The sequence below is a fragment of the Methanogenium cariaci JCM 10550 genome (assembly GCF_001315945.1).
Taxonomy (GTDB): Archaea; Halobacteriota; Methanomicrobia; order Methanomicrobiales; family Methanomicrobiaceae; genus Methanogenium; species Methanogenium cariaci.
This window is the reverse complement of sequence record NZ_BBBG01000003.1, coordinates 1-15,016: the sequence shown is the minus strand read 5'-3', so window position 1 is coordinate 15,016 and position 15,016 is coordinate 1. Positions and strand designations below refer to the sequence as shown.

General features: G+C 49.8%; 20 protein-coding genes, 2 tRNA genes and 3 pseudogenes. 13 read left to right on the top strand and 12 right to left on the bottom strand.

Annotation, left to right across the window (positions count from 1 at the left end; translation table 11 throughout):
- The first annotated feature begins 13 nt into the window (after window positions 1-13).
- The 4 genes and pseudogenes from JCM10550_RS21765 to JCM10550_RS03590 all read left to right on the top strand — a co-directional run bounded on the left by JCM10550_RS21765 (window position 14) and on the right by JCM10550_RS03590 (window position 2,202).
- A complete protein-coding gene (locus tag JCM10550_RS21765) occupies window positions 14-523 on the top strand; it encodes a hypothetical protein (protein ID WP_245618736.1) in 510 nt (169 codons plus the stop codon).
- A 112-nt stretch (window positions 524-635) separates the two neighbouring features.
- A pseudogene (gene ilvE / locus JCM10550_RS03600) lies at window positions 636-1,510 on the top strand (branched-chain-amino-acid transaminase).
- Between the two features lie 122 nt (window positions 1,511-1,632).
- A tRNA-Glu gene (locus tag JCM10550_RS03595) sits at window positions 1,633-1,711 on the top strand.
- Window positions 1,712-1,917: 206 nt separating this feature from the next.
- Window positions 1,918-2,202, top strand: coding sequence for a hypothetical protein (locus JCM10550_RS03590; protein ID WP_062397049.1), 285 nt, complete (start codon window positions 1,918-1,920; stop codon window positions 2,200-2,202).
- 596 nt (window positions 2,203-2,798) lie between these two features.
- Here JCM10550_RS03590 and JCM10550_RS20300 read toward each other — a convergent pair.
- The gene (locus tag JCM10550_RS20300; RefSeq protein ID WP_218185098.1) at window positions 2,799-3,065 is read right to left on the bottom strand and encodes a hypothetical protein; all 267 of its coding nucleotides are present in this window, start codon (window positions 3,063-3,065) and stop codon (window positions 2,799-2,801) included.
- Window positions 3,066-3,117: 52 nt separating this feature from the next.
- On the opposite strand from JCM10550_RS20300, the gene JCM10550_RS03575 reads away from it, so the two are divergent.
- Complete coding sequence (locus tag JCM10550_RS03575; protein ID WP_218185097.1) at window positions 3,118-3,411, top strand: hypothetical protein; 294 nt, start codon at window positions 3,118-3,120, stop codon at window positions 3,409-3,411.
- A 28-nt stretch (window positions 3,412-3,439) separates the two neighbouring features.
- On the opposite strand, the gene JCM10550_RS16790 is transcribed toward JCM10550_RS03575, so the two are convergent.
- The 6 genes and pseudogenes from JCM10550_RS16790 to JCM10550_RS03540 form a co-directional block, all read right to left on the bottom strand.
- Window positions 3,440-4,009, bottom strand: a complete 570-nt coding sequence (locus tag JCM10550_RS16790; protein WP_083475274.1) for an iron-sulfur cluster assembly scaffold protein — start codon at window positions 4,007-4,009, stop codon at window positions 3,440-3,442.
- A 4-nt stretch (window positions 4,010-4,013) separates the two neighbouring features.
- Window positions 4,014-4,289, bottom strand: a complete 276-nt coding sequence (locus tag JCM10550_RS20295; RefSeq protein WP_062397041.1) for a hypothetical protein — start codon at window positions 4,287-4,289, stop codon at window positions 4,014-4,016.
- Window positions 4,290-4,347: 58 nt separating this feature from the next.
- A complete protein-coding gene (locus JCM10550_RS20290) occupies window positions 4,348-4,545 on the bottom strand; it encodes a hypothetical protein (protein ID WP_062397039.1) in 198 nt (65 codons plus the stop codon).
- Window positions 4,542-5,137: pseudogene (locus tag JCM10550_RS21760) on the bottom strand (aminotransferase class V-fold PLP-dependent enzyme). Before JCM10550_RS21760 ends, JCM10550_RS20290 begins: the two are co-directional and overlap by 4 nt.
- Window positions 5,138-5,259: 122 nt before the next feature.
- Window positions 5,260-5,436 (bottom strand): sulfurtransferase TusA family protein, encoded by a 177-nt coding sequence (locus JCM10550_RS03545; protein WP_157199893.1) that lies wholly within the window; start codon window positions 5,434-5,436, stop codon window positions 5,260-5,262.
- A 70-nt stretch (window positions 5,437-5,506) separates the two neighbouring features.
- A complete protein-coding gene (locus tag JCM10550_RS03540; RefSeq protein WP_062397030.1) occupies window positions 5,507-5,920 on the bottom strand; it encodes a DsrE/DsrF/DrsH-like family protein in 414 nt (137 codons plus the stop codon).
- A 622-nt stretch (window positions 5,921-6,542) separates the two neighbouring features.
- On the opposite strand from JCM10550_RS03540, the gene JCM10550_RS03535 reads away from it, so the two are divergent.
- Window positions 6,543-8,054: an MFS transporter gene (locus tag JCM10550_RS03535; RefSeq protein ID WP_062397028.1), complete on the top strand. Its 1,512-nt coding sequence runs from the start codon at window positions 6,543-6,545 to the stop codon at window positions 8,052-8,054.
- Window positions 8,055-8,119: 65 nt separating this feature from the next.
- Here JCM10550_RS03535 and JCM10550_RS03530 read toward each other — a convergent pair whose 3' ends face one another.
- From JCM10550_RS03530 to JCM10550_RS03520, 3 genes are all read right to left on the bottom strand, one after another.
- Window positions 8,120-9,286 (bottom strand): PAS domain-containing protein, encoded by a 1,167-nt coding sequence (locus tag JCM10550_RS03530; protein ID WP_218185096.1) that lies wholly within the window; start codon window positions 9,284-9,286, stop codon window positions 8,120-8,122.
- Between the two features lie 72 nt (window positions 9,287-9,358).
- On the bottom strand, window positions 9,359-9,649 hold the full coding sequence (locus JCM10550_RS24310; RefSeq protein WP_062397024.1) for a hypothetical protein: 291 nt from the start codon (window positions 9,647-9,649) through the stop codon (window positions 9,359-9,361).
- Window positions 9,649-10,509, bottom strand: coding sequence for an iron-containing alcohol dehydrogenase (locus JCM10550_RS03520; RefSeq protein ID WP_172673750.1), 861 nt, complete (start codon window positions 10,507-10,509; stop codon window positions 9,649-9,651). The genes JCM10550_RS24310 and JCM10550_RS03520 overlap by 1 nt, the downstream gene beginning before the upstream one ends.
- A 386-nt stretch (window positions 10,510-10,895) precedes the next feature.
- Between JCM10550_RS03520 and JCM10550_RS03510 the strand changes: the two genes are divergently transcribed.
- The 3 genes from JCM10550_RS03510 to JCM10550_RS21750 all read left to right on the top strand — a co-directional run bounded on the left by JCM10550_RS03510 (window position 10,896) and on the right by JCM10550_RS21750 (window position 11,969).
- On the top strand, window positions 10,896-11,159 hold the full coding sequence (locus JCM10550_RS03510; protein ID WP_062397019.1) for a hypothetical protein: 264 nt from the start codon (window positions 10,896-10,898) through the stop codon (window positions 11,157-11,159).
- Window positions 11,160-11,296: 137 nt separating this feature from the next.
- Window positions 11,297-11,683: a flavodoxin family protein gene (locus JCM10550_RS21755; protein ID WP_245618689.1), complete on the top strand. Its 387-nt coding sequence runs from the start codon at window positions 11,297-11,299 to the stop codon at window positions 11,681-11,683.
- Window position 11,684: 1 nt separating this feature from the next.
- Window positions 11,685-11,969, top strand: coding sequence for a hypothetical protein (locus JCM10550_RS21750; protein WP_245618688.1), 285 nt, complete (start codon window positions 11,685-11,687; stop codon window positions 11,967-11,969).
- A 31-nt stretch (window positions 11,970-12,000) separates the two neighbouring features.
- On the opposite strand, the pseudogene amrS reads toward JCM10550_RS21750, so the two are convergent.
- Window positions 12,001-12,980 (bottom strand): annotated as a pseudogene (gene amrS / locus JCM10550_RS03500) (AmmeMemoRadiSam system radical SAM enzyme); the annotation flags it as partial.
- Window positions 12,981-13,092: 112 nt separating this feature from the next.
- On the opposite strand from amrS, the gene JCM10550_RS21745 reads away from it, so the two are divergent.
- From JCM10550_RS21745 to nth, 4 genes are all read left to right on the top strand, one after another.
- Window positions 13,093-13,269, top strand: coding sequence for a hypothetical protein (locus JCM10550_RS21745; RefSeq protein ID WP_245618687.1), 177 nt, complete (start codon window positions 13,093-13,095; stop codon window positions 13,267-13,269).
- A 2-nt stretch (window positions 13,270-13,271) separates the two neighbouring features.
- Complete coding sequence (gene pyrH / locus JCM10550_RS03495; RefSeq protein ID WP_245618735.1) at window positions 13,272-13,799, top strand: UMP kinase; 528 nt, start codon at window positions 13,272-13,274, stop codon at window positions 13,797-13,799.
- Window positions 13,800-13,857: 58 nt separating this feature from the next.
- Window positions 13,858-13,934: transfer RNA gene (locus tag JCM10550_RS03490), tRNA-Pro, on the top strand.
- Window positions 13,935-13,943: 9 nt separating this feature from the next.
- On the top strand, window positions 13,944-14,627 hold the full coding sequence (gene nth / locus JCM10550_RS03485) for an endonuclease III (RefSeq protein ID WP_083475273.1): 684 nt from the start codon (window positions 13,944-13,946) through the stop codon (window positions 14,625-14,627).
- A gap of 164 nt (window positions 14,628-14,791) precedes the next feature.
- Here the strand turns inward: nth and JCM10550_RS21740 are convergent.
- The coding region (locus tag JCM10550_RS21740) for a hypothetical protein (protein WP_245618686.1) at window positions 14,792-15,016 on the bottom strand (225 nt) is incomplete at its 5' end.

Genomic DNA, 15,016 nt, shown 5'->3' with positions numbered 1-15,016 from the left:
CGACGGATATATCATCGGCGGGGGGGGCTACCCAGAATTGTTTGCAGACGAGCTGGAACAGAACACTCGGATGCGGGAGGCTGTACGGGAGGTCTCCGCCAACGGCACGCCCATCTATGCAGAATGCGGCGGTCTCATCTATCTCACGGAAGATCTCGTTCTTGCGGCAGGGCATGACAACCGGACGAGAGACGAGCACTACACGATGGCAGGTGTCTTCAGGGGGGGAGAGACCCGGATGCCGGTGAGACGGGTCATCGGCTATGTGCAGGGAACCGCGTCGGATAAGAGTCCCCCCCTCGGAAGCGGTGCCTTCGCAGGCCACGAGTTCCACCACACCGATGTGCGTCTGGCGGATGATACGGAGTATGCATACCGGCTGACACGGGGGGGGAAGGGTATCAAAGACAATCTTGACGGAGCGGTGTGCAACAATACGATGGCCGGATATACCCACCTGCACCCGTCCTCGGTTCCCGGCATGTTCCGGAAATTTACCAACCGGTGCCGGTCTGAAAGATAACCAACCGAACGCATACCCGACCGAACGTCCGCGACTGCTGTCAGGGCATCGGTTGGAGTCTGCGTATTTTTTGATCGCAAACCATTTGAATTCCCGCACGGTATACTACTCTATGCTGATTTACCTGAACGGAGCGTTTGTCCAGGAAGAGGATGCGAAGGTTTCCGTCTTTGATCATGGTCTGCTCTACGGAGATGGCGTTTTTGAAGGCATCCGTGCCTATAACGGGCATGTGTTTCGTCTCCAGGAACATATCGACAGGATGTGGGATTCTGCAAAGACGATTGACCTGCAGATACCCATATCAAAAAAAGATATGACCGAAGTCATCCTTGAGACGCTCCGAAAGAACGATCTTAAGGATGCCTACATACGCCCAATCATCACCCGTGGGTCGGTGACCTGGGGCTTGACCCGCATAAATGCAGTACCCCCCCCACCATTATCGTGATTGCAACCGGATGGGGCGCCATGTACGGTGATCTCTATGATAAGGGGCTGACCGCCATCACCTGCTCAATCAGAAGGAACCCGGCAGAATCCCTGCCTCCGAATGTGAAGAGTCTCAATTATCTCAATAATATCATGGCAAAGATTGAGGCCAATTACAAGGGCGGGGACGAGGCCATCTTCTTTGACACCAACGGCTATGTCGCGGAAGGCTCCGGCGACAATATCTATGTGGTGAAAAACGGCGTCATCATCACCCCCCCGGACACGCTGAACAATCTCCGGGGCATCACCCGTATGGTGCTGCTTGAAGTGGCTGACGAACTGGGCATTCCAATCGTTGAGCGGAACATGGGATATTTTGATCTCTATACCGCAGACGAGGTGATCGTAACAGGCTCTGCCGCAGAAGTAGCACCGGTGACAAAGATTGACGGCCGGGAGATTGGTACCGGAAAGCCGGGGCCGGTTGTCAAACAGCTGATGGCCGGATTCACAACCAAGACCGAGAACGAGGGGGGGACGCCGATCTACTAATTTATTCCAATCTTTTCCACAATTCTTTTCCACAATTTTTTTCCACAATTTTTTTCAAAATTTCAATTCGAAAATTATATATCTAACCGGCCCGTATATATTCAGGCACAACTGTGCCCACTGCTGATATAGTGTAGGGGGGGCCAATCATGCTGGCCTTTCACGCCAGCGACTGGGGTTCGAATCCCCCCCATATCAGCATACTGAAACTTTTTTGAGTGTTTATTCAGAGCGGAATGGATATTTTTGACGATTTCTTTGAAGGAAATCTATCATCAGGGTGAAATACCTGCACATTTCCATCTTAACCCACTTCCACAGAATCCAGCGGGGAAATATCCATAGATGATGAAATGACCAATTATTAATCCCATAGAGTTATTTCAAACAATTACAATAATTGTATCATGGAGAAGAGATCTAAACCCGTATTTATCAAAGCCAGATTAGGAAGCGAACTCTACCTCAATTTTAACCAAATTGACTTTTTTTTCGCGGGGAAATTATATCCTCAACAAAAAGAGTATTCTGTTTATGCAGCAAAAGTGCCTGATTCTGAGGGTACAGTAGACTACATAATCAGAGATGGTTTTGTTGATGAAAATGAAGCAAAAACATACCTGCAAACTCTCCTTGAGCGAATTTCAACAATGACAGATGATGAATATCTCATAGACCCTGATCACCTTTAATTTCAATATTCTCTTTCTTTTTAAAATCTATATTTTGGTTTGATATTTATCCATTAGGACAACAAGAATTCTCTGATGAGTCAATGAATTGTCCATGATAATTTGGGTAATTCGGCTTTGTAGAAATCCTCTATACCTAAATTATAATACGCAAAATCCGAATGATTCTTCATAATATGACTATTTGGAAAAAGGTATGGATTTCTACAGAGCTGTAAATATATATGAAAATGATGTGAGAGACCGAAAGAGCATCTCTTTGCAGGTAAATGCCAGTACCCGCGGTTGCTCTGACGGATCATCCATTTCATTCGGTCTGAATTTTCCCGTGAATGATTTGACCGCAAACCTCTGTAAAATCCCGGAAATATTCTGCAAACACCGGTTTCAACGATGAAACACCATGAATCATCCATCTGAACGGAAGCAGGTGGATGACGTGTAAACGGTTGGGCCATAAACCATTAATAAAGCAACGTCAAACGTTTGGCACGTGACATCAGAACGATGGTGCACGAACGATGATGCATGGCACCAGAACCTGAGTTCATCTCCTAGCGATACGGCACCTATTTCCTAAAGGTACTCAAAAAATGTCAAACAATACACTCTTCGGACTGATTGCTCCCTTCATTATCCCGCTTGCAATCGTATTCATACTGATATACCCGTTTATTCTCGACAGACTGTTCACATTGGTCAGAGAAAAAAGGAGGATTCCCGTTTACGCAGTCATCACATCCCTTGCACTCCTTCTGAGTATTGGCGGGGGCGACACTTTCCCCTGCGCCGCCACCGAATCTGTTGGTGTCATACACACTCCTCGCCCTACTCCTGACCATATCCGCGATGGCCGTCGTCATGCCCTACATCTGCTTCACACAAATATACTTCACACCGGCAATTTCCGGGAGAATGAAAACTCTTGCCCTCTTAATCGGGTCGATGTTCCAGATCCCGTTTCTGGTTGCGCTGCTCGTAAATCCGGACGGTTGGGCAGGTGCTCCGCCACCCCCCCTCTTCGCGGAATTTATTCCCGGACTGGGACACATCCTTGATGCAGGTGTGGCAGCACTCGGCCTCGCAGGACAGACAGGATCAAGTCTGCTCTTCTCCATCGGGGGGGTGACGCTCGGATTTTACCTCGAGGTGGCAGTTGTGTCCACGGTATTCTGGGCGACCTTCTCCGTCTTCTCCGGATATGAATGATCCCTCCCCCCCGCCCACTCACACCGATTCACAGAGGAACCGCTGTCTTCTCCTTCCCCCCCTCCTCCTGAGATTCTTCCTCCTCTTCCTTCGCAATCCTCTCGTCCATCCGCTCCATCTTTTTCGTCAGGACTTCCATGAGCTGCTCTTCTTCCAGGGCATGCCTTTCATCCGGGGTGAGCTTCTCCGGTATCCAGGGAGGCAGCTCCTTTCCCTCGAAATAATTCCGGATCGCCCGCCGGAGTGCCCCCACCGCGAGAACGCCGCAATGGAATTTCACACTGGGAAGTCCGCCGAGTTCTTCAGAGACTTCCTTCCAGCTGGCATTCCATGCCTCTTCAAGGGTCTTTCCCTTCACCATCTCGGTGATAATGCTTGATGCCGCGATATTTGCCGCACACCCGTAACTTTCAAAACTTACATCCGTGATCGTCCGGGTCTCGTCATCGATTTTCAGATAGATGGCGATCATATCGCCGCAGGCCCTGCTGCCCACGAGCGCTTCGACATCCGCATCCTCCATCTTCCCCAGATTTTTCGGGTTTTTAAACAACTCCAGAACTTTTGGGTTATACGCTAACGGAATTCTGCTTGACACAACACTAACCTCCTCTAAATGGACTAATTGACCGGATCCTCTGCACCGCCTCAGGGAAACACGTCAATACATATTCAATATCCGATACCGTGAGAAACGGCGTGGTCTTCATGAGTACACTCCCGTGGGCCTCCTCGTATTTTCTCTTTAACGCAAGGAGCACGTGGCTTGGTTCAAGGATACGGCTGGTGCATGCACTCCCGCTGGACAGATACACACCCTTCAGACTCATCTCCACCGTCATCGCCTCTCCCTCACAGTTCAGGAAACTGATGTTCACATTATCCGGTGCACGTGCCTCCCCCCCTGCGGGCCCGTTTAGCAGCGTATCGTCAATCTCATCGAGGATACCCCCGGATGAGCCGGTCCCGTAATGCGGTCATACGGGTGATGTAGTCCTCACGATTCTGCGTCATCATCTCAACTGCCTTGGCAAAACCCACAATCCCCGGTATGTTCTCCACCCCCCCTGCCCAGAGCTTCTGGGTACTGAGCTGACCCCCGGACAATGGTTCGAGCTCCGTTCCCTCTTTCACATACAGGGCACCGACTCCCTTGGCCCGTAGACCTTATGGCTGCTGAAGGAGGCGAGATCAATACCGAGCCTCTCCATATCCAGCGGCATCCGGCAGAAGGCATCGCATGCATCGCAGTGTATCTTCACCGCTTCATCCTTGTCCTTCACCAGTTCAATGATGGCGCGAATATCCTGCTTCACCCCCCCGACTTCATGGTTCACGGGAGCGATACTGACCAGCAGCGTATCGCCATCGACCTGTTCAGAGAGAAAGTCCAAATCCACAAACCCCCCCTCACCGTCCACCGGAACTTTTACCACCGTATACCCATGCTCCTGCAGGCGTTCGGCCGGAAAGATCACACTCAGGTGCTCAATGGCAGAAACAATGATTTTTTTCCGTTTTCCCCCCCCGCCTGTGCAAGACCGGTGACCGCGAGATTGTTTGCCTCCGTGCCGCTGTGGGTATACACAATCTCGTCCGGTTTGCAGTGTAACGCCTCACCGATCATCAATGAACGGGTATAGAGCGTTTCGTAGGTCTCCCACCCGATACGGTGGGTGATGGAGGGATGCCCCCCCCTCCCGGCACCCAGATACGCATTGTGCATCGCCTCAAGGGCCTCCGGGAACACCGGCCCCCCCGAGTTCTCCGCGTCGAGATACACCTCCCGTTCCGGGATGCCATGCGCAGCCAGCAGATCCGCGATATCCTTCGTGACATCGCTGGATATCATTCCATGACCTCGACGTAGATCTCAAATACCTCCCCCCCGGCCTTCTCGACCGCAAGGAGCTTGTGGCCGACACTCGCCGTCCATTCCTTTACATCCATTGGTGCGGCCGGATCTGTTGCCAGCAGCTTCACCACCTGTGACGGGACGGCCCCCCCGGACATGGCCTGACTCAACGCAATCAGGGGGGGCCCGGACACGACTTGAATTTCGCATCAACGTGATGTCGGCTTTCATGCAAATCCCTCATGATATGAACAGGGATACATCCGAATCGCGGGCCATACCGAGGTAGGTGGCGGCCCCCGCCACGCCGTCCACAAAGGTCTCCAGATCGTCTTCTTTCATCCCAAAGAGACCGAGGGTTGTCGAGCAGGCATATATCTTGATCTTGCCCGTTTCTCTCCCCCCCTGTTCCAGCACCTCCCGCCAGCCCGGCATCGTCCCGGAATCGATTGCCCCCGCCAGCATGTCCTGATATTCCTGGTAATCCTCGCTCACCGATGACGGTTCATACCCTTTTTTCAGGGCCAGTAACCCCCAGAAGGTGAAGAACATATCCGCTTCCCATCCGGATATCGCCGCAGTCGTTGCCAGTGTGACTGCCGGAAACAATTTGTCCAGTTTTTCTGATGTAACAATGAGCGCAAGTTTTGCCATATTTCGCCATCCCCCCCCGATGGAATGAACTGCATAATGATCAAATGACTATAAAATACTGACCCTGAATCCGGGAAGACAGATCAGCACTCCCGTTCACATCTCTGTCTTCATTCACGGAATACAGATGATGAACCCGATGATAGCCATCCGGTTAAGCAACACATAAATAACCCCCCCGGATTAGCCTGCATTCGGAAAAATCACATCCACACAGAAGCCCGGAACGGGCCGATCTCACCCGGAGATAGCCCATACATCCTCTCAAAATGCTCGCCAATAGCGACCCCCCCTCAGTAGTCTGCAATAATCCGGTATTTCAGCAAAAAAAGGCATTCCAGCGTCATTTTCCGGCAGAAAAAATAGGGCAGAAAATACGTCCGTTCCGACCCCCCCCGATCCCCCCCTCAAACAGAGGGTAAGAAAGGGTGAGAACACCTGTGTTTTTGATCACCCGTCCGACCGGTCTGCACATCTGCCCGGCCTTCTTACCAGCCAGTATCTCCTCCCAAACAATGGTTCCGTATTCTCTTTACGAGTCATCCACCGCACGAAACAATTGGATATCCTGCCGTAGTTTCCGAATCGGAATGGTAATGAATTTACGGAGGAATAAACCTATATGAAAAATCCTGAAAACGGTGATTCCTTAGCCAGATATGGCTTGTTAATCCTCTCCATCGCTCTTGCCACTTTTATGGCATCCCTGGACGGAACCATCGTAAATATTGCCCTGCCAACGATATCGGCAGCCTTTGATATATCATCCAGTACGGTAAGCTGGGTCTCCACGGCATATCTTCTGGTGATGGCAGGGTGTGTCCTGATCTTTGGAAAAATATCCGATGTCATCGGATTTAAGAAGATATTCCTGTCAGGATTTATCATATTCACCCTGGGATCCTTTTCCTGCGGGTTTTTACCGGAAATTATTGATTCCTTTTATGTCTTGGTCGGATCACGCATCATCCAGGGAGTCGGCGGTGCCATGATCTCAGCCATCGGGCCTGCGATGATCACCAGCTTCATCCCCCCCATGAATCTCAAGGGAAAAGCGATGGGCATCATCATGACCATTGCGGCACTGGGTACGGCACTGGGACCGACCATTGGAGGTTTTTTAACCCAGTATATGTCCTGGCACTGGATCTTCTTCATCAATGTGCCCGTCGGAATTATCGCGGTCATTCTGGGAGCAAAAGTCATCCCCCCCGCCACAACCGCCCGTGGCAACCTGTCCAACTTTGACAAAAGCGGAGCTGCCCTTATCTTTGTCGGCCTTGCCTCCCTGCTCTTTGTCGTCTCAGAAGGAGATGCACTGGGATGGACATCCCCCATGATTGCAGGATCTCTTGTCCTCGCCGTAGCATCCCTGGGATACTTTGTCTGGCACGAACTGAAGTCTGCCGACCCCCCCATCCTCGAACTCTCCCTCTTTAAGAACAGGAATTTCCTTCTCACGAACCTGGTCCTTTCCCTGGTCTTCTTCAGTTATTCGGGCATCAACTATCTGCTTCCGTTCTATCTGGAATACGTCCAGGGATTCGACACATCATCGGCAGGCCTGATCTTAACCTCACTTTCGTTTGCGATGATGATTGCAGGCATTCTTGCAGGGGGGGCAATATTCAATAAAACCGGTGGAAAAATTCTCTGTATTGTCGCCGCTGTCGCCCTTGCGACAGGGTATTTCCTGATGACAAAACTCGGTGTTGATACAACACTTGGGTTTGTGGTCGCATGCCTGCTCACCATCGGCTTCGGCCTGGGCCTGATGGTCACCCCCCCCATATCAAATATGATCATGAATTCCGTTTCCAGAAACCATCAGGGCATGGTATCAAGCCTGACCAGTCTGGAGCGTTTCGCTCCTATGACTATTGGAATTGCATTATTCAATCTGGTATTTGTCCAGGGAATGACAACCATTGCAGCCCACCGGGGTGTCACCCAGGATGCCCCCCCCATAAACATCAAGATGTCAGTCCTTTCCTCAGGATTTGATCTGGCGTTCTTTGTCGCATTTATCTTTGGCATCATCATCCTGATACTGACATTTATTGTGCGGCAGGAGATACACCCGGATTTTGCAAATGATGCAGAAAAGGAAGAACCCATAACAGGACTCATCTGAAAACTCTTTTTTTATTCGTAGAGAAACCGATTACGGGGTATCTCACCCGTTACCGAAAAAGGATTTCATCGCTCTTCAGACTCACATCTTTCCTGAAGATAGCGGATCACATCGGCAATATCTGACCGTTCAATCAGAGAAATACCATAATGCCGTGCGATCATATTTCTGACCTTCTCTGACTCAATCCATCCGTTATCAAGGCCATTTATCAGATCATCAATCTCTTTGATGTGGGGGGGCAGGATTTTTTCCGTCAGTTCACTGCACTCGAGATCAACGATACTCAGAATAATCTGAAGGGGGGGATTGCGGACATGGTCATTTAAGACCGCAAACTGTTCCATATTCTTGTCAATCTGTAAAAATGCCTCTTTCTTCATATTTTCAAGAACATAATATTCAGTCGTATCCCTCAGATAGAGTACCGACCGCTTAAATGCACCATTTTCAATAATGGGCAGATTCCGCAGAGAATAAATCGCAAACTTACCCCCATGCCGATATTTTATATCCCCCTCATAATACTCTCCGGATGAAATGGCATCCCAGCAATTCGTATCTCTCTCTGAAGAAAAAAGCGGGAGCATCGTTTCCAGATCCATTCCCTGAATCCGCCCTTTGATACCGCTATTATGGCACAGTGCCTCAAACGCATCGTTAAAAATAATGACACAAAACGATTCGTCAATGACCACCAGAATATCGTGGAGCGTATTTATCGTCGTCCGGTACTGAAATTCAGAGTGACGGATTGCCGCCTCCATATCCTCACGTTCGGTAATGTCACGACATACAACCGTAAAATAATGGTCTTTATTAAAGCGGGCGGCACTCACACTCAGCTCCATCCGTATCGTCTGACCATCCCTTGCAGACACCGATGTCCTGATATCAGATGCCTGTATCTCAGATTTCATTCCTGCAACAACCTGACGAAGCAGGTCATTATCTGCCACATCAAAAATGGTCATGTTCAGGAGTTCCTTACTGGTATACCCCAGCACACTTTCAGCCCGGCTGCTCGCGTCAATAATCCGGCCGGAAACGGGTTCAAGAATAAATACGATATCAAGGGTGCTGTCAAGTGCAACCCTGAACCGTTCCAGTTCTTCTTGTTTATACTGAAGCTGTGGATAATAACTTTTTTTAACAGAGGTTTCCCCCCCAAATCCGATAATACGGTTTCTGATCTCTTTGAGATCTGCCTTATACTGTTCTTCAGTCGTCATTTCCATACCCGTCGCCACGAACATATCGGGGAGACATATAATTTCATGTAACTCATTTTTCAGAACAGACGCTCAAACAGATTTGAGAGATCTCTTCTGCATGGTATTCTCGGATTGGTCGCGATACAGGGGGTCAACGGCACTGCGTGCCACCAGATCGGGAATATCAGCCTTCGATGCGCCGTAGGCGGAAAGAGACAATGGATTATCAGTATTTCCCCCCCGCATCTCCATAATCTGTTCAAACATTCCGGTGATGACTCTTTTGTCGTCTGTTATATCCGGAGAAACACCCAGAAGATAAGCAATTTTTTGGTATTTCCGTTTTGATGAGGAATAATTATACTGAATCGCACTCCGCATCACGATTGAACTGGCAACTCCATGGGGGGGAGATCATACAGGCCCCCGATGGCATGGGACATCGCATGGATGAGCCCCAGTCCTGCGTTTGAAAACGCGATACCGGCATACATACTCGCCATCAGGGACTGAAAGCGAGAATCAGGGTCATCCGCCCGGTCCACGGAAAACGGAAAAAACCCGGCTGAAAGGGTTATTGATTCAAGTGCCATCATGTCGCTGAGATGAGAGGCACCGTTGGATACATACGCTTCAATGGCATGCGTGAGGGCATCAATACCGGAATTAACCGTTACATCCTTAGGCTGAGTCATCAGGGGAACCGTATCCAGAAGAGATACATCCGGCACAAGGGATTTTGAAATGATAATATTTTTTGCTTTTTTGTCTGCATTCCGAATTACGGCATACTGTGAAACATCGGCCGCACTCCCTGCGGTTGTCGGCACACAGATCAACGGAGGCATGGGATTTCTCACCTGATCAACGCCAACATAGTCAAGAATCGTCCCCCCGTTTGCTGCAACAATACCGATTCCCTTTGCACAGTCAAGGACACTGCCACCCCCTATGGCGAGAATTCCGGTACACTCTTCACTCAGGTAGACATCTGCCCCCGCCATCACATTATAGTCCCGGGGGGGATTCTCCTCAATATCAGAAAAGACGACATACTCAGTACCCGCTTCATCAAGGCCCTGAAGAATTTCCCGCATCCATTTCTGGCGAAAGATACTTTCATCGGTTGCCAGAAGCACGGTATTCGAATGAAAATTGGAGGCATATCTACCTGCATAAATTCGTGCATCATCGCCGGTAATAATCTCCGGGACAACATATTTTCTGTGTTCACGAACCATTTCCATTCAGTATATCACCTTAACAAAAATCTACTGCTATGTATTCTCTGTCCAAATAAAAACTATCTCATGGAGGCACCCGGAAGAGGTGCACAGCAGATGATCAACCGTATTTTACCTTCATGCATCTGGTCAGCATCTGCATAACAGAGCAATATCTATTTATTTCCTCTCCCGACATGGATTCATTATGATGATTCCAGAGAAAGGGAAAATGAACCCGTCCGTCATCGCCATCTGCTGCATGATCGTTCTGACCGTATGCGCCGGATGTACCGATTCTGCACCTGCAGGTATTAGGGACGATAACCGGACTGTGATACCCGACACCGTTTCCCCCCACGTCATCAACCGGCGAACAGGTCTACGGAAATATCGTCATTGATGTGCCGGAATTTGTTCAGCACTGGAAACCTGATGGAACCTGTTTCTGGGAAGGCCGCATTCATGTCACCAATACCGGGGACACCCCGGAAATGAACGTCGTCATCCGTTCCTACCTCATGCGTGTGGCTGATGATGAAAGAGCATATGTCGACAGCAAACCTTTCACCCGGATAAATCCGAACGAACCCATTTCATTTGTATCACAGCTGTATGGCAAATGCGATGAAGACTACTATATTGTGGTGAAAGCAGACACCGAGTGAACGTATAAATATTACATTTTTTCATCAGGAAGGGATTCTCATTCCTCCGGGATTCAGGGTTCCCCCCCGGAGACCCATCAAACGGACCAAAATAAATACAGAAATAGTATTATCCGTTCTCACTGGTTAGTCATGGTATGAAGATTCTTGCAATAAACGCAAGCCCCCGTGGAAAAAAGAGCAACACACTCCGGCTGGTGGAGGCGGCACTCACCGGAGCTGCGGATGCAGGGGGGGCGGACACAGAATTTCTGGATCTGTGCGAATCTGATATTGGATACTGCACCGCATGCGGCATCTGTTACCAGACCGGGGAATGCCCGATTCAGGATGATTATGCCGGGATATTATCCAAAATGCAGGCGGCCGACGGTCTGATTATCGGAACGCCGGTATACATTAATGCCGTTACGGCACAGCTCAAAACCCTGCTGGACCGGATGGCAGACGTGATTCATTGTCAGGCATTTGCCGGAAAATACGGCATTGTGGTCACCACCGGGGGGCGGAGGGGGCACCGATGAGGTGATCGCATATCTGGGAAACACCCTGCAGGTGCTGGGAGCAGACATGTGCGGCGGTGTCGGTGCTGTCATGGCGGAAGGTTCGGAGAGATTTGAACAGCGAATCAGTGAGGCCGAAAAAACGGGAGAGTTACTGGTGCATGCCATCCGAAACAAGACACCCTATCCCGAACAGGAAGTCTTCCATGCGGAGATGAGAAAGCATATGTCTGCACTGGTCAGTGCAAACCGGGAGACCATGCAGCATGAATACGAGTATCTGAAAAATCGCGGCTGGATTGAATAACCTCAGACCACGAGGGGGGGGATTTTTCCCCCCCGCATGCCAGACAGCGGGAGCCGTCAAGCCCGACGATATCCGTCCGGTAGCCCCCCCGTCGTTCAATAAGCAGTGCGCCGCAGGCATGACAGTAGGTGTGCTGATAGGCGGTATTCCCCCCCACATTCCCGGTGTAGGGATACAGGATGCCCTCCTCTTTTGCAATGCTGCACGCACGTTCGAGGGTGGCAGCAGTTGTCGGAACTTTGTCGGTCATATGGTATTGCGGATAAAATCCGGTGAAGTGCATCGGGGGGGTTTCCGGGCCGATATGTTCCACGACCCAGCGGATAAGAGCGCGAATCTCGTCCGGACTGTCATTCATTCCGGGAATGATCAACGTCACGGTTTCAATATGCATCCCGCACTCTTTTGCAACAATGGTTGATTCGAGCACCGGTTCCAGACGGGCCGAACAGACCGACCGGTAAAAGGAATCGGAGAAGGATTTGATATCGACCCGGAACGCATCAAGGACGGGCGATATATCCTTCAGCGCCTCTTCGGTGATATACCCGTTTGTCACATAAATGGTCTTCAAGTCCTGTTCGGTTGCAAGCCTGCCCATATCCTTGGTGTATTCATGCCAGATGGTCGGTTCATTGTATGTCCAGGCAATACTTCGACATCCAGTCTTTACCGCACGGCGCACGCCCTCTTCAGGTGATATGTCATAGAGTGTACCCCTGAATTCAGCGATCTGGGAAATTTCCCAGTTCTGACAATGTTTACACCGGAAATTGCACCCGATACCTCCCAGTGAATATACCTCTGTTCCCGGCAGAAAATGATTCAGGGGGGGTTTTTTTCGATTGGATCGATTGCTTCGGCACTCACTTTCCCATAGGTGAGGGGGGGAATCAGTCTGCCGCCTGCATTCTTTCTGACACCACATATTCCGGTCTTTCCGTCACGGATTTTACACCGGTGTGCGCAGAGATCACAGCAGATCACATTATCCTCGCATACATGACACATATCAGCCTTTCTTTCGGTCACCCTTATCATCCTCCCCCCCATCCGGCACTCCCTGAAAAGTAGTGAGGATATGTAATAAACTTTAAGCCCTGCAGACAAATCAGTATCCTGAATGAAAACCATAGTGATCTCGCTGGGTGGCTCAGTGTTGGTACCGGATATCGAAAATAATAATATCAAACAATACCGTGACCTGCTGAGCAGCCTCAAAGATACCTGCCGTATTTTTATTGTTGTCGGAGGGGGGGAGGCGAAGCCCGCCGCTATATCGGTGCAGCACGTGATCTAAACATTGATGAAGGCACCGCAGACGAGATCGGCATCCTCATTACCCGGCTGAATGCCCGTCTTCTGATGCATGCCCTGGCAAAAGACTGCTACCCAAACATCCCGGAATCCTATAACGATGCACTGATCGCCGGGGGGGAAAGTGGCAAGGTTGTTGTGATGGGCGGCGTGACCCCTGCACAGACCACCGATGCGGTTGCCGCAGTGCTCGCAGAACGGGCCGGAGCGGATCTCTTGATCAACGCCACCGCAGTCGATGGCATATACACGGCAGACCCCCGGAAAGATGCATCTGCTGAAAAGATACCGTTCCTGACTCCCGATGAACTGATCGAGATCGTGCAGACCGGGCGTATGGACGCAGGCTCAAATAATGTCATTGACCTGGTGGCGGCAAAAGTAATTCAGCGGAGTAAAATTCCGATGGCAGTTGTTGACGGCAGAGTGCCGGAAAACGTGCTCGGCCTCATACAAAATGGCGTAAACAACGGCAGTCTGGTGTCATATACCCCTGATCAGACAGTATTCTGAAGAATCATATCGACAACTATTTTTACCCACCTCGCCAATATAATGTGCAACCAAGGGGGGGGCAGTAGGGTAGCCTGGTCCATCCTAGAGCGTTTGGGACGCTTTGACGGCAGTTCGAATCTGCCTGCCCCCCCATCTATTATTATGATTCAGGAAGAAGCAGACCTGATTCTTTGTATTCTTGTAGACGATTATCCGGTCCGTAATGGCGTGGTATCTTTTCTTGTATTCGAAAATCCGTTCCAGATTCTCATCCTCACTATTCTCTCCGCACAGACGACGGACAAGATCGTAAACAGAATCAGCGGCCCCTTGTTCCAACACTACCCCCCCGATGCGGGCGCCCTCTCCGGCGCCTCTCCTGAAGACGTGGAAGCAATCATCCGTCCGACCGGTTTTTACCATACAAAGGCCAAAAACATTATTTTAACAGCGCAGGCCCTGGTCGCGCATTACGATGGAGAGGTCCCGCAGACGATGAGTGATCTGGTCACCCTGCCGGGAGTCGGAAGGAAGACGGCAAACATTGTCCTGAACCATGCGTTCGGGCAGAATGTGGGAATAGCGGTCGATACGCATGTGCGGCGTCTGTCACAGAGAATTGGTTTTTCTGATGCGACAGCACCGGACACCATTGAAAAAGATCTGATGAATCTGTTTGACCCGTCCCGATGGAAATATATCAATTATCTTCTCATATCACACGGCCGGGCTGTCTGTAGTGCAAAAAACCGCAATGCGGGGGGGTATGCAAAATATCGGGCCACTGCCGTTTCTTCCGGGACAATCATTGACAGAGGAGAAAACAGATCTTTTTCAAAGAGCTGAACGTTATCATGAAAGATATAACGTCGAAACAGCATTCTCAGTCATTAAAAGAAGATTTAGAAAAATCCAAAGGCACGAAAATATCGGTGTCGGGTCAAAGAAATTAAGATCGAAATAATTCTCCATATCCGTACGAAAGCGATTCAATCTGTTATTTCATTGATTTATTTGAGGAATTCAACAGAGCCGTCAGAAAGAAAATAATCCGGACAATAAGGGACTCGCCCGGAGTTACAAACAAGCAGCTTGCAGACAGTATAGGCATCAATAAAGGAACCGTATCGTGGCATATAAAAATTCTTAAAAATACCGATATCATATCCGAAGAGATCGCTAAAAATCAAAGGAACTATTTTCTGAAGTGATACAATTTCAGACGGGTACGGCAA